Genomic DNA, 18,461 nt, shown 5'->3' on the forward strand with positions numbered 1-18,461 from the left:
AGGATGCGCGGGGTGAGCGAGCCCCAGCAGCACGGAGTCGTCTTCCCCACCGGCACGGACGGACGCCGGAGCACCGCGTCCCTCGGCCGGGCCGTCGTCGCCGACGCGCTGCGGCCGGTGGACCCGACCGGCGCGCGGGCCGCGGAGGCCGAGACGAACTGGCGCGGGGGCTACCTGCCGCACGTCCGACGGACGACGGAAGCAGGGCTGGCTTCCCGCGAGGCGGCGGTGGCGATCGCGACGTCGGGCCTGGACTCGCTGCACCAGCGCATGCGGGTGGTCGTGGACGGGTCGGAGGAGCCGCTCTCGACCCTGGCGTCGGCACCGGCCGCCCGCGCGCTGTCCACCGAGACCGTCCGTGGCGGTGCCGAGCCCGAGCGCGAGCTGACCCTGCCGTGGCGGGGTCGTCGACTGGCCGGAGTCGAGCTGTCCGACCGGCTGGACGCCTGGGTCGCCGGCGGGGTGGTTGAGCCCAGCTGCGCCGACGCCGTCCGCGCCGTCGCCGCGCACCCGGAGTGGCTGGCCCTGCCCGGCCGGACCGTCGCCGTGCTGGGCGCCGGTGCCGAGATGGGCCCGCTCACCGCGCTGCTGCGCTGGGGCGCCACCGTCGCCGCGGTCGACCTGCCCCGCCCGCAGCTGTGGGACCGGGTGCTGGAGACCGCGCACCGCGGCGCCGGCACCCTGCTCGTCCCCACCGGGGACGGCGGCCGGGGCGCGGACCTGATCGGTGAGGTGCCCGCCGTCGCGGACTGGCTGGGCGGTCTGGACGGCGTCCCGGTGCTGGGCGACTACGTCTACGCCGACGGTGCCACCAACGTCCGGGTGTCCACCGCGGTCGACGTGCTCACCCTGCGCCTGCAGGCCCTGCGCCCCGACCTGGCGCTGGGCTTCCTGGCCACCCCGACCGACGTGTTCGTCGTCCCGGGGGAGGCGGTGGCGGCGTCGGTACAGGCCTACGCGGGCCGGTCGCGGTCGGCCGAGCTGGTGGGCCGGCCGCTGCGCACCCTGTCGGCGGGCCGGCTGCTGCAGCGGGCCCACGTGCCCGGCACCGACCCGGGGATCGCGGACAGTCTGGTGCCGCAGCAGGGCCCGAACTACGCGCTGGCCAAGCGCCTGCAGCGCTGGCGGGCCACCGTGGCCCGGGCCGCCGGTGCCACGGTGTCGATGAACGTCGCACCGCCTACCCGGACCCGGTCGGTGCTGAAGAACCGGGCACTGGCCGCGGCCTACGCCGGTGGGCACCGGTTCGGCGTCGAGGTCTTCGAGCCGGCGACCTCCAACGTGCTGATGGCCGCGCTGCTCGTGCACGACCTGCACACCGACGGTGGCCCGCGGCACGAGCAGCCCTGGCAGGACGAGGCGTACGCGGCCGCGCACGGCGGGCTGTGGCGGACGCCGTACGCGCCGCGCAGCGCGCTGGGCCTGGCGGCGGTGCTCGGCCTGGGCGCGGCCCGCGGCTAGGCCGGACCCACCAGTCCGGCGACGATCTCGGCGGACAGCGTCACCAGCGGCAGCCCGCCGCCGGGGTGGGCGGACCCGCCGACCAGGAACAGCCCGGGCAGCGGGGAGACGTTCGCCGGACGCAGGAACGCCGCCCGCGCGCCGTTGGACGACGTCCCGTAGATCGAGCCGCCGACGCTGCCGGTGGCCCGGGACAGATCGGCCGGGGTGCGCACCTCGCGCCAGCGCACCCGGTCCCGGACGTCCAGGCCCCGGTCGGCCAGCACACCCAGCACGTGGTCGGCGTAGGAGTCGGCCAGCCCCGGGGCGTCCCAGTCGACGCCGCGGCCGGGCTCGTGCCGGGGGGCGTTGACCAGCACGAACCAGGACTCGCTGTCGGCGTCGGGGCGGGTGGCCGGGTCGTCGGGGGCGCTGACGTAGACGGCCGGGTCGGCCAGCGGTCGCGGCCGGGTGAACAGGCCGTCGAACTCGGCGTCGTAGTCGGCGGGGAACAGCACCGTGTGGTGTCCCAGGTCCGGCGTCCGGCCGCGCAACGCCAGCAGCAGCACGAACCCCGACGAGGACGGCGTCGCCCGGGCCAGCGTCGCCCGCGCCTGGCGGACCGGGGCGTGCGCGGGGAGCAGCCGGTCGTAGAGCGCCGTCGCGTCGGCGTTGCTGACCACCACGTCGGCGGCCACCCGCGTGCCGTCGGCCAGCTCGACACCGCTCGCGCGGCCGCCCTCGACCAGCACCCGGCGCACCGGCGTCGAGGTGCGGATCTCCGCGCCCCGCTCGAGCGCCCGGTCGGCGACGGCGAGGGCCAGCCGCCGCAGTCCACCGCGGACGTACCAGGAGCCGAACGCCTGCTCGACCCAGGGCACGGTCGCCAGCGCCGCCGGGGCCCGGCGCGGGTCCGAGCCGGAGTAGGTGGCGTAGCGGTCCAGCAGCACCCGCAGCCGCGGGTCCGTGAGGTACTGCGCCCCCAGGGTGCGCAGCGAGGACCACGGGGCGACGGTGCGGACGTCGGCGGTCGAGCGGGCCAGCCGGGCCAGGGTGCGCGCGCCGTCCAGCGGGGAGCGCAGGAACGGCTGCTCGGTGACCCGCCACAGCTCGGCCGCCCGGTCCAGGAACGCCGACCACTCGGGCCCGAGCTCGGCGCGCACGCCCTCCAGGTCCCCGGGCACGGCGAGCCGGGTGCCGTCGGCGAAGCGGTAGGCCACCGCGGGGTCCAGCCGGACCAGGTCCAGCACGTCCTCCAGCGGGTCGCCGGTGGCGGCGAAGAGGTCGCGGAAGACCTGGGGCAGGGTGACCAGGCTCGGCCCGGTGTCGAAGCCGTGCCCGTCGCGGGCGAACCAGCCGAGCTTGCCGCCCACCTCGGGACCCTGCTCCAGCACGGTCACCCGGTGCCCGCCCGCGGCCAGCCGCGCGGCGGCCGCCAGACCGCCCAGTCCCGCACCGACGACCACCACCGTTGCCACGCGCCCACGGTAGGTGGGTGCGGTGGGTGGGCACGGCGGGGTCGCCTACGCTCCGCCGGTGCCCGAGGACCTGTGGACTCCCGTCGAGCTCGGCTCCGGGACGACGGTGCGGGTGCACCACCGGGAGGCCGGCCGGGGCGGCCGGCCGCTGGTGCTCGTGCACGGGCTGGGCATGTCCGGGCGCTCCATGCGCCCGGCGATGGCCCTGCTCGCGCGCAGCCGGCGGGTGCTGGCACCGGACCTGCCCGGCTACGGCCGCACCCGCGGCGCCTCCCGCACGCTGGGCGTCCCCGGCCTGTCCGACGCCCTGGAGCGCTGGCTGGACGCCGTCGGCCTCCCCGAGGTCGACCTGGTCGGGCACTCCCTGGGCGCCCAGGTGGTCGCCGACCTGGCGCGTCGCCGTCCCGAGCGCGTCGCGCGCCTGGTCCTGTGCGGCCCCACCCGGGACCCCAGCGCCCCGACCTGGGTGGGCCAGGCGTGGCGGTTGCTGCTGGACGCTCCCCGGGAGCGGCCGGGCCTGCTGCTGGTGGCGGTCACCGACTACCTGCGCGCCGGGCCCCTCGCCATGGTGTCGGTGCTGCGGCACGCGATCCGCCGGCCCGAGGAGCATTCGATGGGCGAGGTCGACGTCCCCACGCTGGTGCTGCGCGGGAGCCGCGACCCGGTCGCCGGTCAGCAGTGGTGCGAGGACCTGGCGGCGGTCCTGCCGCAGGGTCGTCTGCAGGTCGTGCCGGGCGGTGCGCACGGGCTGAACTTCTCCAGCCCCGACGAGTTCGCCGACGCCGTGGCAGGGTTCTGCCGGTGAGCTCGCTGCTGGGCCTGGCCTACCGCTTCGAGACCGGTCTGCGCGACGTCGCCTCCGGGATCGCCCGACGTCGTGGCTGGTCCCCGGCGGCCCTGCCGTTCCCCGGCTACGGCAGCGGTGGTCGGGTGCGCGCCCTGGGCCGGGTGGTGCTGGCCCCGGCCGGCACGCACCCCGAGTCCCGGCTGCGGATCCCCGGCTGGCAGCGCTTCCTGACCCTGGAGGCGCCGCGCACCGAGGTCGAGGTCAGCGTCGCCGGCACGACCGTGACGGTCGTCAGCGACGACGACGGCATCGTGGACACCGTCCTGGAGGTGGACCGCCCCCTCGCCGGCCGGCCCGAGGTCGACGTCCGGCTGCGGTCGGGGCACCGCTCGGCGTCCGCGCCGGCCTACCTGGCCTCGCTGGACGCCCACCGCGGCGTGGTCTGCGACATCGACGACACCGTGCTGGTCACCGAGATCGCGCACCCGCTGCGGGCCTTCTACCGGACCTTCCTGCAGCGCTCGGTCAACCGGCGGGCGGTGCCCGGGATGGCCGACCTGCTGCGTGAGCTGACCGCGGGACCCGAGCCGGTGCCGGTGCTCTACCTGTCCAACGGGCCGTGGAACCTGATCGGACCGCTGGCCCGCTTCCTGGAGCGCAACGGCTTCCCGCCGGGCCCGCTGCTGCTCACCGACTGGGGCCTGCAGCCCGACCGGTGGTTCCGCGACGGGCAGGCGCACAAGCGCGGGTCGCTGCTGCGGCTGGCCGAGGACATGCCCGGCGTGGACTGGACGCTGGTCGGTGACACCGGCGAGCACGACCCCGCCCTCTACGAGGAGTTCGCCACCGCCCACCCCGACCGGGTCGCCGAGATCCTGCTGCGCGACGTCACGGTCGGCGGTCCGGTGGTCGACCGGCTGGGGGACATCCCGGTGCTGCGGGCCCCCGACGGGGCCGGGCTCAGCCGCGCACGGGCGACCCTGCACGGCTGAGGACCTCGGCCAGCGCCGCGTCGGACTCGGCGAGGGCGCCCCGGTCGTGGGTGCTGGAGGCGGCCACCAGCTCGGCCGCGCCGGTCCGCTCCAGCAACTGCGCCAGCTCCTCCGCCACCTGGGAGGGCGTACCGGTGACCGCACGGGACTGCTCGACGTAGCGCCGCTGGGTCGCCGTCATCTCCCCGATGGAGTCCACCGGCTGCAGCGCCGGGAACACCCCCGTCGTCCGGGCCCGGGCCATCGCCCAGGCCTCGGGCAGGGCCAGCTCCGCGGCGGCCGCGGCGGTGTCGGCGACCAGCACGTCGAGGGAGACGCCGACCCACGGCTCGGGCTGTGCGGCGGAGGGCACGAACGCCTGCCGGTAGCGGTCCAGGGCGTCCGGGTCGCGCAGCACCCGCCCCCCGACGACGACCGGCAGCCCGAGTGCCGCTGCGACGTCCAGACCCTGCCCGGTGGCCAGCACGAACAGCGGCACCGGGGACGCCGGCCGCGGGTGCGCGGTGATCTCCCCGGTGCCCTCCAGGTGGTCCCGCAGCTCGGCGACGTCGGCGGCGAAGTCGGTCTCGTGCTGGCGCAGCGCCCGGCGGACCGGCGCGGTGAACCCGGGGGAGCGGCCCACCCCCAGGTCCACCCGGCCGGGTGCGACGGCGGCGAGGGTGGCGAACTGCTCGGCGACGACGAGAGGCTGGTGGTGCGGCAGCATCACCCCGGCCGACCCCAGCCGGATGCGCGACGTCACCCCGGCGAGGACGGCGAGCAGCACCGCCGGCGCCGACCCGGCCACCCCGGGGACGCCGTGGTGCTCGGCGACCCAGAACCGGTCGTAGCCCAGCGCCTCGGCGCGCTGGGCCCGCTGCACGGTGTGCCCGATGGCGTCCGCGTCGGTGTGCCCCACCCGGGTGCGGGTGCGGTCCAGCAGGGAGAGTCCGACGTCCATGCCCGGTGCAACAACGCCCGTCGCCGCGGGCGTCCCGTGGTAGGACGGACCGGTGAGCCGCATCAACGACGTCGGTGGCATGGCCGGGTTCCCGCCGATCGTGGAGGAGCCCGACGAGCCGCGCTTCCACGCCGACTGGGAGGCCCACGTCTTCGCGCTCAACGGCGCGCTGATCAAGCGAGGGGTGTACGACCTCGACGAGTTCCGCGACGCCCAGGAGCGGCTGCCGGTCGCGGAGTACCTCGGGTCCTCCTACTACGAGCGCTGGTTCGCCGCGATCACCACGCTGCTGGCGGAGAAGGGCATCGCCACGCCCGCGGAGCTGGAGCCGTGACCCCGTTCGCGCCCGGCGACCGGGTCCGTACCCGCAGCGCCGACCCGGCCGGGCACACCCGGCTGCCGCGGTACGCCCGCGGCGCCACTGGCACCGTCGTCCAGGTCGCGGGGTCCCACCCGCTGGCCGACGACCGGGCACGGGGCCTGGTGGTCGACCCGCAGCCGGTCTACCACGTGCGCTTCGCGGCCCGGGACCTGTTCGGGGCGGGCGACCACACGGTCACCGTCGAGTTGTGGCACGACCACCTGGAGGGACCGGCATGAGCGAGGACCACGGCAGTTCGCTGATCTCGGCGCGGGTCCGGCACGTCGAGGCGCTGCTGGAGGCCCGCGGCCTGCTCGCCGACGGCGAGATCGACACCCGCATCGACGAGTTCGCCGCCGGCGGCACCCCGGCCAACGGCGCCCGCGTCGTCGCCCGGGCCTGGGTCGACGCCGGCTTCCGGGAGCGGCTGCTCGCCGACGCCAACGCCGCCCTGCCCGAGGTCGGGCTGTCGATGGCCGGTGGCCTGCAGGAGCAGCGGCTCAAGGTCGTCGCGAACGACGTGGACGAGCACCACGTGCTGGTCTGCACGCTGTGCAGCTGCTACCCGATCGCGCTCCTGGGGCCCTCGCCGAGCTGGTACAAGTCCGAGGCCTACCGATCACGCGTCGTCCGGGACCCCCGGTCGGTGCTCGCCGAGTTCGGGGTCACGCTGCCCGCGGACACCCGCATCTCGGTCTGGGACGCCTCGGCGGAGTCCCGGTACATGGTGCTGCCGCGCCGTCCCGAGGGCACCGCTGCGCTGGAGGAGGCCGCACTGGCCGCACTCGTCACGCGCAAGGGCCTCATCGGGACGGCGCTGCTCTGACTCAGGCCCGGGAGGCCAGCACCCGCTCGTAGACCTCCACGGTCTGCCGGGCGATGGCCGGCCAGCCGAACTCGGCCAGCACCCGCTCGCGCCCGGCCCGGCCCATGGCCGCTGCGCGGTCGGGGTCGGCGAGCAGCTCGGCCATCCGGGCGGCCAGGCCTGCGGCGAACGCGGCCGGGTCGGCCTCGTCGTAGGGCACCAGCAGCCCGGTGCGGCCGTCGTCGACGACCTCGGGGATGCCGCCCACGGCCGAGGCGACGACGGCGGTGCCGCACGCGGCGGCCTCCAGGTTCACGATGCCCAGCGGCTCGTAGACCGAGGGCACCACGAAGACGGTCGCGCCGGTGATCAGCGGGACCAGCTTCTCCTTGGGCAGCATCTCCTCGATCCAGACGACGCCGCTGCGGCGGGCCTGCAGCTCGGCGACGGCGTCGGCGACCTGCTGGCGCTCGGCCGGGGTGTCCGCGGCGCCGGCGCACAGCACCAGGCCGGCCTCGGGCGGCAGCTGCTCGGCGGCGGCCAGCAGGTGCACCAGGCCCTTCTGCCGGGTGATCCGCCCGACGAACAGCGCGTAGGGCCGGTCGGGGTCCACGCCCTGCGCCCGGACGACGTCGGGGTCCTCGATCGGCCGGTAGGCCTGCGCGTCCACGCCGTTGCCGACGACGAGCACCGTGCCGGGGTCCAGCTCGGGGTAGGCGTCCAGCACGTCGGTGCGCATGCCGTTGCTGACCGCCACGACGGCGTCGGCGGCCAGGTAGGCGGTGCGCTCGACCCAGCTGGAGAGCCGGTAGCCCCCGCCCAGCTGCTCGGCCTTCCACGGCCGGCGCGGCTCCAGCGAGTGCGCGGTCACCACGTGCGGGATGCCGTGCACGAGGGAGGCCAGCTGGCCGGCGTGGTTGGCGTACCAGGTGTGCGAGTGCACCAGGTCCACCCCGCCCAGCGCCGCGGCGATCTCGACGTCGACGCCGACCGCCTGCAGTGCGCCGTTGGCCGAGGCCAGCCCCGCGGGGACGGCGTACCCGGTGGCGTCGGTGCGCGGCCCGCCGAAGCAGTGCACCTCGATCTCGGGTCCCGCCTCCAGCCCCCGCATCGCGGCGACCAGGTGCTCGACGTGGACGCCGGCACCCCCGTAGACGTCCGGCGGCCACTCTCGGGTGACGACTCCCACGCGCATGGGCCAGACCCTAGAGGGCCGCCCGGCTCCGGGCGGGGGGCGCCACGAAGCGCAGCAGGCCGGCCTCCTCGGCCAGGCGGGCCACGGCCAGCGGGGTGCGGTCGTCGAGGTAGGCGCCCAGCAGCTGCCCGCCGACCGGCAGCCCGCTGCGCATCCCGGGCCCGAGCGGGACGACGGTCGCGGGCAGCCGGCCCAGGCTGGACAGCCGGGACCAGTCCGAGACCGTGTCGATGGGCAGTCGCCGCCCGTCCACGGCGACGTGCTCGGGCGCGGTGAGCTCGGGGGTGTACGACGTCGCCACCCGCGAGGTCGCCGGGCACAGCACCACGTCGACGTCGGCGAAGACCGCGGCCCAGCGGGCCGTCGCGGCGCGCTGGGCCTCCAGGTCGCGCAGCGCGGACCACACCGACTGCCCGTACCGGGCGGCGACGGCGTCCCCGGCCTCGGCCCGGACGGCCATCGCGGCGAGGTCGTCGGCGCTGAACCCGTGCACCACCTCGGCGGCCTGCAGGCGCTGGAAGAGCTCCAGGTCCGCAGCGCCGCCGACCGGCGCAGCGGTCAGCTCGGTGACCACCGCGCCGGCGTCCGCGAGCCGGTCGGCGAACCCGCGCACGGCGGCCCGGGTCTCGGCGTCCACCGGGCAGTCCGGGTCGTCGGTCCAGACCGCCACCCGGGCGTCGGCCAGCCGGGTGACCCGGGCCGGCGGCAGGTGCAGCTGCCAGCCCGCCGCGTCCAGCCCGTCGGCACCGAAGAGCACCTCGCTGACCAGCGCGGTGTCCGCCGCGGACCGGGCGAACGGGCCGATGGCCGACACCAGCGGCTCCAGCAGGCCGCCGGTGGGCCAGGGCATGTTGCCCAGCTTGGACACGGCGCCGTTGCTGGGGCGGTGGCCGAAGAGCCCGCACCAGGAAGCCGGCACCCGCAGCGACCCGGCCAGGTCGCTGCCCAGGTCGGTGACGGCCAGCCCAGCGGCGACCGCGGCACTCGCGCCCCCGCTGGACCCACCGCTGGAGCGGGTCGGGTCCCACGGGTTCACCGTCGCGCCGAAGAGCCCGTTGGCGCTGTGCATGCTGGCCAGCCACTCGGGCACGTTGGTCTTGCCCAGCACCACGCAGCCCTCGGCGCGCAGCCGGCGCACCGTCGGGGCGTCGACGTCTGCCACCCGGCGGTCCACCGCACGGCCGTGCGAGCTGGGCAGCCCGGCGGCGTCGACGGAGTCCTTGACGGTGACCGGCAGCCCGGCCAGTCGGCCCAGCGGGCGGCCCGCGGCGCGGTCGGCGTCGACCCGGGCGGCGGCGGCCAGCGCGCCCTCGGGGTCGACCACCACGACCGCGTTCAGCGCCGCGCCGGGTCCCGCGATCGCGTCCAGGTGCGCCCGGGTCAGCTCGACCGCGGACACCTCGCCGGTGGCCATCGCGGCCAGCATCGCCGTGCCGGTGGCGGTCGTGTCCATGGCGGCATCGTGCGGGGGGCACGTCACCGGTGTGGTTCGGGCAGGTGAACGCGCTGTGGACGGAGGCAACGTCGCCGTCACCTCCGGTCGGTACACCTGCGGCCATGACGCGACCCCGCACCCGCCGCTGGGACCGGATGACCGGACCCGAGATCGGCGCCGTCGACACCGCCGGCGCCCTGGCCGTCGTCCCGATCGGGGCGGTGGAGCAGCACGGCCCGCACCTGCCGCTGGTCACCGACTCGCTGGTCGCCGAGGCCGTCGCCACCCGCGCGGTGGCAGCGCTGCCCGACGACGTCGAGGCCTACGTCCTGCCCACCCTGACCATCGGCAAGTCCACCGAGCACCTGGGCTGGCCGGGCACGCTGTCCTTCAGCACCGAGACCCTGCTCGCGGTCTGCCGGGACGTCGGCCGGTCGGTGGCGGCCAGCGGGTTCCGCCGGCTCGTCTTCGTCAACGGCCACGGCGGCAACCCCTCGCTGCTGGACACCGTCTCCCGCGACATCCGGGTCGAGACCGGGCTGATGGTCTTCCCGGTCTCGGTCTTCCGGCTCGGGCTGCCCGAGGGCCTCCCCGTGCCCGACGAGGCGTTCAGCATCCACGGCGGGTACGTGGAGACGTCGGCGATGCTGGCGCTGGCCCCCGACGACGTGCACCTGGACCGCGCCGAGGCCGGCGGTCACGCGGTGCTCGACCTCTACGCCGACACGGTGCACCTCTCGCTGGAGGGCGCCGTCCCGACCGCGTGGGTGTCCGCCGACGTCACCGACAACGGGGTCGTGGGCGACCCGGCCGGGGCGACGGCGGAGGCCGGCGCGGCCATCGTGGACTGCTGGAGCACGCGGCTGACCGAGGCCCTCGTGGAGGTCGCCGCGTTCGAGTTCCCAGGCCGGGTGCGCGCCGGGCGTGTCCGGGCATTAGGTTGATCACATGCGTGGCAGCCCGCGGGTCCTCGGCATCGTCCTCGCCGGTGGAGAGGGCAAACGACTCTCCCCGCTGACCCAGGACCGGGCGAAACCGGCCGTCCCCTTCGGGGGCAACTACCGGCTCGTCGACTTCGTGCTGTCCAACCTCGTCAACGCCGAGATCCGGCAGATCGCCGTCCTCACCCAGTACAAGAGCCACTCGCTGGACCGGCACATCACCACCACGTGGCGGATGAGCAGCCTGCTGGGCAACTACGTGACCCCGGTGCCCGCGCAGCAGCGCCTGGGCCCGCGCTGGTTCACCGGCAGCGCCGACGCGATCTTCCAGTCGCTGAACCTGATCTACGACGCCCGGCCCGAGATCGTCGTCGTCTTCGGCGCCGACCACGTGTACCGGATGGACCCGGCGCAGATGATCGCCCAGCACCTGCAGACCGGGGCCGGCGTCACCGTCGCGGGTCTGCGCGTGCCCCGGCACGAGGCCACCGAGTTCGGCGTCATCGACGCCACGGCCGAGGGCAAGGTCAAGAGCTTCCTGGAGAAGCCGGCCGACCCGCCCGGCCTGCCGGACTCGCCGGAGGAGAGCTTCGCCTCCATGGGCAACTACGTCTTCACCACCGACGCCCTGCTCGAGGCCCTGCGCGCCGACGCCGAGGACGAGTCCTCCGTCCACGACATGGGCGGCTCGATCATGCCGATGCTCGCCGACAAGGGCGAGGCCTGGGTCTACGACTTCTCCACCAACGTCGTCCCCGGCGCCACCGAGCGCGACCACGGCTACTGGCGTGACGTGGGGACGATGGACAGCTACTACGACGCGCACATGGACCTGCGCTCGGTCACCCCGGTCTTCAACCTCTACAACGACCGCTGGCCGATCTACACGCTGCCCCCGCAGCTCCCGCCGGCCAAGTTCGTGCTGGGCGGGCGCGCCGAGGACTCCATGGTCAGCGCCGGGGTCATCGTCGGCGGTGGATCGGTGCGCGGGTCGGTGCTCAGCCCCGGCGTGCGCGTGGACCGGGCCAGCAGCGTCGAGGACAGCGTGCTGATGGACGGCGTGCACATCGGCGAGGGCGCCGTCGTGCGGCGGGCGATCCTGGACAAGAACGTCGTCGTGCCCCCGTTCGCCCGGATCGGCGTGGACCTGGACGCCGACCGCGAGCGTTACCACGTCAGCGCCGGCGGGGTCACCGTCCTGGGCAAGGGCGCCCGCGCCATCCTGGAGTGACCGCCCCGCTGGTCGTCACGCTGCTGCTGGCCGACGAGGCCCAGCAGCGCTTCGACGACCTGCGGGCGCGGCACTTCCCGGCCGACCGGAACCACCTCGCCGCGCACGTCACGCTGTTCCACGCCGTGCCCGGGGAGCACGTGGGCCGGGTCCGGGACGACCTGCGGACGGCAGCCGACCGACCGGGCTTCGACGTCGAGGTCACCGGACTGCGGCTGCTGGGCCGGGGGGTCGCCTACGACCTGCGGGCGCCCGAGCTGAGTGCGCTGCGGGCCGACCTCGCCGCCTCGTGGGCGCCGTGGCTGACCCGGCAGGACTCGTCGTGGAGACACGCGCACGTCACGGTGCAGAACAAGGTCGAGCCCGCGGTGGCGCGGGCGCTGCACGAGGACCTGGCCGCCGGGTTCGCACCCGAGCGGGTGCCGGCGACAGGGCTCGGCCTCTGGCGCTACCTCGGCGGGCCGTGGGAGCCGGTGGCGGAGTTCCCCTTCGGGGACTAGCTGCGCTTGGTCGCCACGAGCAGGCCGGCCCCGACCGGGACGACCGCGCAGACCAGGGCCTCGTCGTCCTTGACCGCCCGCACCATCTCCCGCCAGGCCACCGTCTGCGGGTCGCGCTGCTTGCGGTCGGCGACACCGGAGTCGGTGATGCCGTGCAGCACCAGCGAGCCACCCGGTCGGACCAGGCCCAGGAGGGCGGCCAGCTGGGCGGAGTACTCCGCCGGCGGGCCGGCGCAGGTGACCAGGTCGTAGGCCTCCGGGGAGAGCCGGGGGAGCACCTCGCCCACCGTGCCGAAGATGAGCCGGGTGCGGCCGCTGGGCACCCCGGCGTCGGCGAACGTGCGCCGGGCGGCGCGCAGCTCGGTGGGGTCGGCGTCCAGTGCCGTCAGCACGCCGTCGGCCTTCATGCCCTGCAGCAGCCACAGCCCGGCGACACCGCCACCGCCGCCGATGGTCACCACCGACCGGGCGCCCACCCCGGCGGCGAGCACGGCCAGGGTGGCGCCCACGGCCGGCTCGACGGGGGCCACGGTGCCCAGTGCACCGACGGCCGCGGCGGCCCGGTGCCGGGCGGCGGCCAACGCCGGGGACTCCGCGGCGAAGGTGGCCGCGTAGGCCGCGGCGTCGGTCGGTGAGCCCCCCACGGGTGGCGGTCCGGCGGCGCTGGTCACCCGGCGAGGGTAGTGGCCCGGGCGGGGCCCGCGCCCCACGGTGGGTCCGGGACGTGTCGCGGGGCCTCCCTGTGGGGTGCCTGTGACCAGCCGTGACGGGGGAACACGGGGGCGCACCCCGACCGTTGTGACGGGTGTGCGGTTGAAGCGTGCCTCCTCCGGGTCGGGTCCCACCCCTGCGTCCAGCGTCGGGGAGGTCGGCTCGGGTGCGGTCTGCGATCCTGGAGCCGTGACCGAGCCCGCCACCGCCACCGACGTCTGGGTGGCCCCCACCTGGGAGCAGGTCGTCCGCGACCACTCCGCGCGGGTGTACCGGCTGGCCTACCGCCTCTCGGGCAACCCGCAGGACGCCGAGGACCTCACCCAGGAGACCTTCGTCCGGGTGTTCCGCTCGCTGGCGGACTTCTCCCCGGGCACCTTCGAGGGCTGGCTGCACCGGATCACCACGAACCTCTTCCTGGACATGGTCCGCCGCCGCCAGCGCATCCGCTTCGACGCGCTGCCCGAGGACACCGAGCGGCTGCCCGGCACAGCGCCCTCGCCCGAGCAGGTCTACGCCGACACCCACCTGGACCCGCAGGTGCAGGCCGCCCTGGACGCGCTGTCCCCGGAGTTCCGGGTCGCGGTCGTGCTGTGCGACATCGAGGGCCTCACCTACGAGGAGATCTCGGCCACGCTGGGCATCAAGCTGGGCACCGTGCGCAGCCGGATCCACCGCGGCCGGGTGCAGCTGCGCGAGGCGCTGGCCCACCTCGCGCCGCAGCGCCGGCCGGTCGCGGAGGGCGTGGCGTGAACGTCCCGGAGACCCACCTCGCGCAGGAGGCCATCGCCGCACTGGTCGACGGTGAGCTCTCCGGTGGTGCCGCCGGCCGCGCCGCCCGTCACCTGACCGGCTGTCTGCAGTGCCGGCTGGCCGTCCAGGCCCAGCGGGAGGCCAAGGACGCCCTGCACGGCAGCCACGACAGCCAGGACGTCGCCGTGCCCGGCGACCTGCTCTCCCGGCTGCGCGCGATCCCGTTCACCGCCGACGTGTCCGCCACCGGTCCCTTCGGCGGGGGCACGCTGCTCGCCTCGGCGCTGACCGCGCCGGAGACGCCCGAGCGCCCCGGCCAGGCCCGCTGGCTGCGTCGCGGGGTGGCCGCCGGCCTCACCGGGCTGGGCCTGGGCGTCGTCGCCCTCGCCGTCAGCCTGCCCGGCCCGGACAGCACCCCCGTCGCCCGCACCGGCCCGGACAGCGGCTCGGTCACCAGCACCACCGGTGACCGCACCGAGCTGGTGCCGCCCGTCGTCCGGACGGTCACCGTGGGCACCACCACCGAGCTCACCGGCGGGACCCCCTGACCGACACCCCCGACCGGCCCGGCGACGACGGCGGCTTCGGCCGTCCCGCGGGAGCCGACGGCTCCTTCGACCGTCCTGCCGCGGCCCCGGCCCCGGCCCCGCCGGCACCGCCCGCCTCGCCGGACCAGCAGGCCGCCTTCGGCCGCCCCGCGACCGTGAGCGGCTCCTTCGCCGCCGACCGGCCCGCGGGTCCGCGCCCGGCCCCCGCGCCGCCCCTGCCTCCCGAGGCCGTGCTGCGCGCCTTCGCCCCCTGGGACGGGCAGAGCGGGCTGGGGGAGCCCCCGTCCGGGCGGCCCGGTGCGCGCCGCACCGCCTCCGGACCGTGGTGGAAGTCCGATGCCGCCGCCGACCCGTGGCGCGACCCCCGCTCGGCCACCCACCTGGGCCCCCCGGCGCAGTACGCGGCCGACGACGAGCAGGAGGGCCCGGTCCGCCGCGACGCGCGCGGCCGCCGACGGCTGCGGCTGGGCGACGTCCCGGCCCGCCTGGGTGCCCTGGCCCTGATGGCGCTGGTCTTCGTCGCCGCCCTCGGCGGCACGCTGGGCTGGTTCCTGGGCCGCACCGCCGACGAGGAGCCGCTGCTGGCCCCGGGCACGCAGCTGTCCGAGGTCTCCCCGGGGATCAGCCGGGAGCCCGGCTCGGTCGCCGAGATCGCCGCCGCGGTGACCCCCGCGGTGGTGTCGATCGAGGTCCGGGTGGGCGAGTCGGGGGCCACCGGTTCCGGCGTCGTCGTCGACGCCGAGCAGGGTTACATCGTCACCAACAACCACGTCGTGTCCGGTGCCGACGGGGTGGACGGCGCCGAGATCCGCGCCGTCTTCAGCGACGGCAGCGGCTCGGCCGCCGAGATCGTCGGCCGGGACCCGGCCAGCGACATCGCCGTCATCAAGGTGGAGAAGCCGGGCCTGGTCGCGGCCTCGCTGGGCTCGGCGGGGGAGGTCGTCGTCGGCGACCCGGTGGTGGCCATCGGCTCCCCGCTGGGTCTGTCCGGCACGGTCACCACCGGCATCGTCAGCGCCCTGGACCGGCCCGTGCGGCTGTCCGGGGAGGGCACCGACACCAACGCCGTCATCAGCGCGGTGCAGACCGACGCCCCCATCAACCCGGGCAACTCCGGCGGTGCGCTCGTCGACGGCACCGGGGCGGTGATCGGCATCAACACCGCCATCGCCTCCCTCGGTGGCAACGGCACCACCGGGGGCTCCATCGGGCTGGGCTTCGCCATCCCCATCGACACCGTGCGGGGCATCGCCGAGCAGCTGATCGCCACCGGCTCGGCCGTGCACGCCTCGCTGGGCGTGCAGGCCCGCTCGGTGTCCGACGGCACCCGGGACGGCGCGCTGGTGGTCAACGTCGAGCCCGGCAGCCCGGCGGCGGAGGCCGGCATCGCCGAGCAGGACGTCCTCATCGCCGTGGACGGCGAGCCGGTGGGCAGCTCGGAGGAGCTGGTGGTCGCCATCGACCGCCGGGCCCCGGGCGACACGGTGACCGTCGAGCTCGTCCGCGCCGGCGCCGGTTCCTCGACCACGGTGCAGGCGACGCTCACCACGGCCTGACCGGGCGCTGGGCGCCGACCCAGGACGGCTGCCTAGGGTGGCCGGGGAACTCGACGGAGGGTGGGGCAGGTGTTCGACTCGATCGGCTGGGGCGAGATCATCGTCCTCGGGCTCGCGGCCCTGTTCATCTTCGGCCCGGAGCGGTTGCCCTCGTTGGCCAAGGACGCCGCCAACGGACTCAAGCGGGTGCGCGAGGCGGTCACCGGGGTCCGGGGTCAGCTGCACGACAGCCTGGGCGAGGACTTCGACCAGCTCCGCGACCTGGACCTGCGGCAGTACAACCCCAAGACGTTCCTCCGCCAGCAGCTGATGGGTGAGGACGAGAGCCCGGTGAAGCGGGCCTCGGGCACCGGGTCGGCGACGGCTGCGGTGGCCGGCTCGGCCGCCGTGGCCGGTGCCGCTGCCGCTCGGCCCACCGGTCCGCGGGACCGGACGCAGCCCGCGCCCTACGACACCGACGCCACCTGACCCCGACCGCAGACACGACCGAGGCCCGGCCCCCAGTGGGGGCCGGGCCTCGGTCGTGTCGGGTCAGCGACGGACGGGGGTGAGCCCCAGCGACATCCCGGACAGGCCGCGCGAGCGCACCGCGAGCCCCTCGGCGATCTTCTCCAGCGCCTGCGCGGCCGGGGCGTCGGGCTGGGCCAGCACGATGGGCGCACCGGCGTCACCGGCCTCGCGCAGCCGGGTGTCCAGCGGGATCTGGCCCAGCAGCGGGACGCGCGCACCCAGGGTCTTGGTCAGCGCGTCGGACACCGCCTGGCCACCGCCGGAGCCGAAGAGCTCCATCCGGGAGCCGTCGGGCAGCTCCAGCCACGACATGTTCTCCACGACCCCGACCACCTGCTGGTGGGTCTGCGTCGCGATGGCACCGGCGCGCTCGGCGACCTCGGCGGCGGCCTGCTGCGGCGTCGTCACCACCAGGATCTCGGCGTTGGGGACCAGCTGGGCCACCGAGATGGCGACGTCGCCGGTGCCCGGGGGGAGGTCCATGAGCAGGACGTCCAGGTCGCCCCACCACACGTCGGCGAGGAACTGCTGCAGCGCGCGGTGCAGCATCGGGCCACGCCACACGACCGGGGTGTTGCCCGGGGTGAACATGCCGATGGAGATGACCTTCACGCCGTAGGACTGCGGCGGCATGATCATCGCGTCGACCTGGGTGGGCTTGTCGTCGACGCCCAGCATGCGGGGGATCGAGTGGCCGTAGATGTCGGCGTCCACGACGCCGACCGACAGCCCGCGGCGGGCCAGCGAGGCGGCCAGGTTCACCGTGACGCTGGACTTGCCGACCCCGCCCTTGCCGGAGGCCACCGCGTAGACGCGGGTCAGCGAGCCGGGCTGGGCGAAGGGGATGACGGCGTCGGGGGCGTCGGTGCCGCGGACGGTCTTGCGCAGCTCGGTGCGCTGCTCGTCGTTCATCACGTCCAGGGCGACCTGGACGCGGGTCACGCCGGCGACGCCGGAGACGGCCTCGGTGACCCGGCTGGTGATCGTCTCGCGCATCGGGCAGCCCGACACGGTGAGGTAGACGTCGACCTCGACCAGGCCGTCGTCGCCGATGCGAACGTCCTTGATCATGCCGAGCTCGGGCAGCGGCCGGTTGATCTCGGGGTCCTGGACCGTGGCCAGGGCGGCGTTCACGGCGTCGAGCGCCGGGGAGCCGGTGAGCGTGTCGGACATGCGGTGGTGGGTCTCCTCGCATCGGGGGGCCCGCGGGCTGCACGGTCGGCCTCCCCGGGAGGGACGGCGACCCGCGCGGCGGACCGCTCTCCACTGTACGACCGCGCGCTCCCTAGGCTGCGGGCTCGTGGCCACCGACGCGACCCGCGGCTCCACCCTGCGGGACGCCGTCGGTCTCGGGGTCGCCGTCGGGCTGTACGGGGTGGCCTTCGGGGCGGCCGCGGTCACCGCCGGGCTGGACCCGTGGCAGGCCTGCGCGCTGAGCCTGCTGATGTTCACCGGTGCCTCGCAGTTCGCCCTGGTCGGCGTCATCGGCGCCGGCGGCGGGGCGCTGGCCGCCGTCGGCAGCGCGCTGCTGCTGGGCACCCGCAACACCGTCTACGGCGTGCGGCTGCTGCCGCTGCTGCGGCCACGGGGTGCCGTGCGCCGGGCCGCGACAGCGCACTGGGTGATCGACGAGACGACGGCGCTCGCCGTCGCCGCCCCGGACCGGCAGCTGGCGAAGCTGGCGTTCACCGCCGGCGGCGCGACGATCTACCTGGGCTGGAACGTGATGACCCTGGTCGGTGCGCTGGGCGCCGACGGCCTGGGCGGCACCGCGCAGGCCGCGCTGGACGCCGTCGTCCCGGCGGCGTTCCTGGCGTTGCTGTGGCCGCGGTTGCAGCGGGCCTGGGCCGAGCCGGCCGCGCAGCGCCGGGTCGCGCTCGGTGGCGCCGTCGTCGCGCTGGTGCTGACGCCCCTCGTCCCGGCCGGGGTCCAGGTGGTGGCCGCCGTCGTGGCCGTCGTGCTGGCCGGGCACTGGCGGCGGTCCCGGTGAGCGAGCTGTGGGTCGTGGTGCTGGCCGCCTCGCTGGGCTGCTACCTGCTCAAGCTGGCCGGGTTGAGCGTGCCGGCGAGCTGGGTGGAGCACCCCACGGTCCGCCGGGTGGTCGAGTTCGTGCCTGCCGCGCTGCTGGCTGCGCTCGTGGCGGTGCAGGCCGTCGCCGCGGGGGACCGGCTGGTCCTGGACGGCCGGCTGGTGGGGCTGGCCGTGGCGGCGCTGGCGTTGGCGCTGCGGGCGCCGTTCGTCGTGGTCCTGCTGCTGGCCGGCGCGGCGGGTGCCGGGG

General features: G+C 76.0%; 21 protein-coding genes. 15 read left to right on the forward strand and 6 right to left on the reverse strand.

Going from position 1 to position 18,461, the window contains the following annotated elements:
• The first annotated feature begins 12 nt into the window (after positions 1 to 12).
• Positions 13 to 1,461, forward strand: coding sequence for a hypothetical protein (locus AC0IVP_RS01240; protein WP_471754007.1), 1,449 nt, complete (start codon positions 13 to 15; stop codon positions 1,459 to 1,461).
• On the opposite strand, the gene AC0IVP_RS01245 is transcribed toward AC0IVP_RS01240, so the two are convergent.
• Positions 1,458 to 2,918, reverse strand: coding sequence for a phytoene desaturase family protein (locus tag AC0IVP_RS01245; RefSeq protein WP_471754009.1), 1,461 nt, complete (start codon positions 2,916 to 2,918; stop codon positions 1,458 to 1,460). The two genes, AC0IVP_RS01240 and AC0IVP_RS01245, sit on opposite strands and share 4 nt — an antisense overlap.
• Positions 2,919 to 2,976: 58 nt before the next feature.
• Between AC0IVP_RS01245 and AC0IVP_RS01250 the strand changes: the two genes are divergently transcribed.
• Both AC0IVP_RS01250 and AC0IVP_RS01255 read left to right on the forward strand, forming a co-directional pair.
• Positions 2,977 to 3,723, forward strand: a complete 747-nt coding sequence (locus tag AC0IVP_RS01250) for an alpha/beta fold hydrolase (RefSeq protein WP_471754011.1) — start codon at positions 2,977 to 2,979, stop codon at positions 3,721 to 3,723.
• On the forward strand, positions 3,720 to 4,697 hold the full coding sequence (locus tag AC0IVP_RS01255; RefSeq protein ID WP_056292660.1) for an App1 family protein: 978 nt from the start codon (positions 3,720 to 3,722) through the stop codon (positions 4,695 to 4,697). Before AC0IVP_RS01250 ends, AC0IVP_RS01255 begins: the two co-directional genes overlap by 4 nt.
• Here the strand turns inward: AC0IVP_RS01255 and AC0IVP_RS01260 are convergent.
• Positions 4,666 to 5,637: an MsnO8 family LLM class oxidoreductase gene (locus AC0IVP_RS01260; protein WP_471754013.1), complete on the reverse strand. Its 972-nt coding sequence runs from the start codon at positions 5,635 to 5,637 to the stop codon at positions 4,666 to 4,668. The genes AC0IVP_RS01255 and AC0IVP_RS01260 overlap by 32 nt on opposite strands.
• A gap of 52 nt (positions 5,638 to 5,689) precedes the next feature.
• On the opposite strand from AC0IVP_RS01260, the gene AC0IVP_RS01265 reads away from it, so the two are divergent.
• The 3 genes from AC0IVP_RS01265 to AC0IVP_RS01275 are packed head-to-tail and all read left to right on the forward strand — an operon-like array spanning position 5,690 to position 6,824.
• Positions 5,690 to 5,971, forward strand: coding sequence for an SH3-like domain-containing protein (locus tag AC0IVP_RS01265; RefSeq protein ID WP_056292653.1), 282 nt, complete (start codon positions 5,690 to 5,692; stop codon positions 5,969 to 5,971).
• The gene (locus tag AC0IVP_RS01270) at positions 5,968 to 6,237 is read left to right on the forward strand and encodes an SH3-like domain-containing protein (protein WP_471754015.1); all 270 of its coding nucleotides are present in this window, start codon (positions 5,968 to 5,970) and stop codon (positions 6,235 to 6,237) included. Before AC0IVP_RS01265 ends, AC0IVP_RS01270 begins: the two co-directional genes overlap by 4 nt.
• Positions 6,234 to 6,824 carry a nitrile hydratase subunit alpha gene (locus tag AC0IVP_RS01275; protein WP_056292650.1) on the forward strand — a complete coding sequence of 197 codons (591 nt, stop codon included), beginning with the start codon at positions 6,234 to 6,236 and terminating at the stop codon, positions 6,822 to 6,824. Before AC0IVP_RS01270 ends, AC0IVP_RS01275 begins: the two co-directional genes overlap by 4 nt.
• 1 nt (position 6,825) lies before the next feature.
• On the opposite strand, the gene glgA is transcribed toward AC0IVP_RS01275, so the two are convergent.
• Together glgA and AC0IVP_RS01285 are read right to left on the reverse strand one after the other, a co-directional pair.
• Positions 6,826 to 7,998: a glycogen synthase gene (gene glgA, locus AC0IVP_RS01280; protein ID WP_471754017.1), complete on the reverse strand. Its 1,173-nt coding sequence runs from the start codon at positions 7,996 to 7,998 to the stop codon at positions 6,826 to 6,828.
• A 10-nt stretch (positions 7,999 to 8,008) separates the two neighbouring features.
• Complete coding sequence (locus AC0IVP_RS01285; RefSeq protein WP_471754019.1) at positions 8,009 to 9,451, reverse strand: amidase family protein; 1,443 nt, start codon at positions 9,449 to 9,451, stop codon at positions 8,009 to 8,011.
• A 104-nt stretch (positions 9,452 to 9,555) separates the two neighbouring features.
• On the opposite strand from AC0IVP_RS01285, the gene AC0IVP_RS01290 reads away from it, so the two are divergent.
• The 3 genes from AC0IVP_RS01290 to AC0IVP_RS01300 are packed head-to-tail and all read left to right on the forward strand — an operon-like array spanning position 9,556 to position 12,105.
• Complete coding sequence (locus AC0IVP_RS01290; RefSeq protein WP_056292642.1) at positions 9,556 to 10,377, forward strand: creatininase family protein; 822 nt, start codon at positions 9,556 to 9,558, stop codon at positions 10,375 to 10,377.
• A 4-nt stretch (positions 10,378 to 10,381) separates the two neighbouring features.
• Positions 10,382 to 11,605, forward strand: a complete 1,224-nt coding sequence (gene glgC, locus AC0IVP_RS01295; protein ID WP_056292639.1) for a glucose-1-phosphate adenylyltransferase — start codon at positions 10,382 to 10,384, stop codon at positions 11,603 to 11,605.
• Positions 11,602 to 12,105 carry a 2'-5' RNA ligase family protein gene (locus tag AC0IVP_RS01300; protein ID WP_471754021.1) on the forward strand — a complete coding sequence of 168 codons (504 nt, stop codon included), beginning with the start codon at positions 11,602 to 11,604 and terminating at the stop codon, positions 12,103 to 12,105. The genes glgC and AC0IVP_RS01300 overlap by 4 nt, the downstream gene beginning before the upstream one ends.
• On the opposite strand, the gene AC0IVP_RS01305 is transcribed toward AC0IVP_RS01300, so the two are convergent.
• Positions 12,102 to 12,776, reverse strand: coding sequence for an O-methyltransferase (locus tag AC0IVP_RS01305; protein WP_471754023.1), 675 nt, complete (start codon positions 12,774 to 12,776; stop codon positions 12,102 to 12,104). The two genes, AC0IVP_RS01300 and AC0IVP_RS01305, sit on opposite strands and share 4 nt — an antisense overlap.
• Positions 12,777 to 13,005: 229 nt before the next feature.
• Between AC0IVP_RS01305 and sigE the strand changes: the two genes are divergently transcribed.
• From sigE to AC0IVP_RS01325, 4 genes are all read left to right on the forward strand, one after another.
• A complete protein-coding gene (sigE, locus tag AC0IVP_RS01310; RefSeq protein WP_056292632.1) occupies positions 13,006 to 13,569 on the forward strand; it encodes an RNA polymerase sigma factor SigE in 564 nt (187 codons plus the stop codon).
• Positions 13,566 to 14,117 (forward strand): anti-sigma factor family protein, encoded by a 552-nt coding sequence (locus AC0IVP_RS01315; RefSeq protein ID WP_471754025.1) that lies wholly within the window; start codon positions 13,566 to 13,568, stop codon positions 14,115 to 14,117. The genes sigE and AC0IVP_RS01315 overlap by 4 nt, the downstream gene beginning before the upstream one ends.
• A gap of 155 nt (positions 14,118 to 14,272) precedes the next feature.
• Positions 14,273 to 15,673, forward strand: coding sequence for a S1C family serine protease (locus tag AC0IVP_RS01320; protein WP_471754027.1), 1,401 nt, complete (start codon positions 14,273 to 14,275; stop codon positions 15,671 to 15,673).
• 69 nt (positions 15,674 to 15,742) lie between these two features.
• Complete coding sequence (locus AC0IVP_RS01325) at positions 15,743 to 16,141, forward strand: twin-arginine translocase TatA/TatE family subunit (protein WP_056294625.1); 399 nt, start codon at positions 15,743 to 15,745, stop codon at positions 16,139 to 16,141.
• Between the two features lie 63 nt (positions 16,142 to 16,204).
• Here the strand turns inward: AC0IVP_RS01325 and AC0IVP_RS01330 are convergent, their stop codons facing one another.
• A complete protein-coding gene (locus AC0IVP_RS01330) occupies positions 16,205 to 17,356 on the reverse strand; it encodes an Mrp/NBP35 family ATP-binding protein (protein WP_056292627.1) in 1,152 nt (383 codons plus the stop codon).
• A gap of 127 nt (positions 17,357 to 17,483) precedes the next feature.
• Between AC0IVP_RS01330 and AC0IVP_RS01335 the strand changes: the two genes are divergently transcribed.
• Both AC0IVP_RS01335 and AC0IVP_RS01340 read left to right on the forward strand, forming a co-directional pair.
• Positions 17,484 to 18,173: an AzlC family ABC transporter permease gene (locus tag AC0IVP_RS01335; RefSeq protein WP_056292625.1), complete on the forward strand. Its 690-nt coding sequence runs from the start codon at positions 17,484 to 17,486 to the stop codon at positions 18,171 to 18,173.
• A partial coding sequence (locus AC0IVP_RS01340; RefSeq protein ID WP_471754029.1) for an AzlD domain-containing protein occupies positions 18,170 to 18,461 on the forward strand: 292 nt, incomplete at its 3' end. The genes AC0IVP_RS01335 and AC0IVP_RS01340, both read left to right, overlap by 4 nt.

It is taken from the genome of Klenkia sp. AC732 (genome assembly GCF_979256525.1).

Coding starts and splice junctions, on each gene's coding strand:
- AC0IVP_RS01290 (WP_056292642.1), top strand. CDS start 9,556: ATGACGCGACCCCGCACCCGCCGCTGGGACCGGATGACCGGACCCGAG.
- AC0IVP_RS01275 (WP_056292650.1), top strand. CDS start 6,234: ATGAGCGAGGACCACGGCAGTTCGCTGATCTCGGCGCGGGTCCGGCAC.
- AC0IVP_RS01330 (WP_056292627.1), bottom strand. CDS start 17,356: ATGTCCGACACGCTCACCGGCTCCCCGGCGCTCGACGCCGTGAACGCC.
- AC0IVP_RS01260 (WP_471754013.1), bottom strand. CDS start 5,637: ATGGACGTCGGACTCTCCCTGCTGGACCGCACCCGCACCCGGGTGGGG.
- glgC (WP_056292639.1), top strand. CDS start 10,382: ATGCGTGGCAGCCCGCGGGTCCTCGGCATCGTCCTCGCCGGTGGAGAG.
- AC0IVP_RS01285 (WP_471754019.1), bottom strand. CDS start 9,451: ATGGACACGACCGCCACCGGCACGGCGATGCTGGCCGCGATGGCCACC.
- glgA (WP_471754017.1), bottom strand. CDS start 7,998: ATGCGCGTGGGAGTCGTCACCCGAGAGTGGCCGCCGGACGTCTACGGG.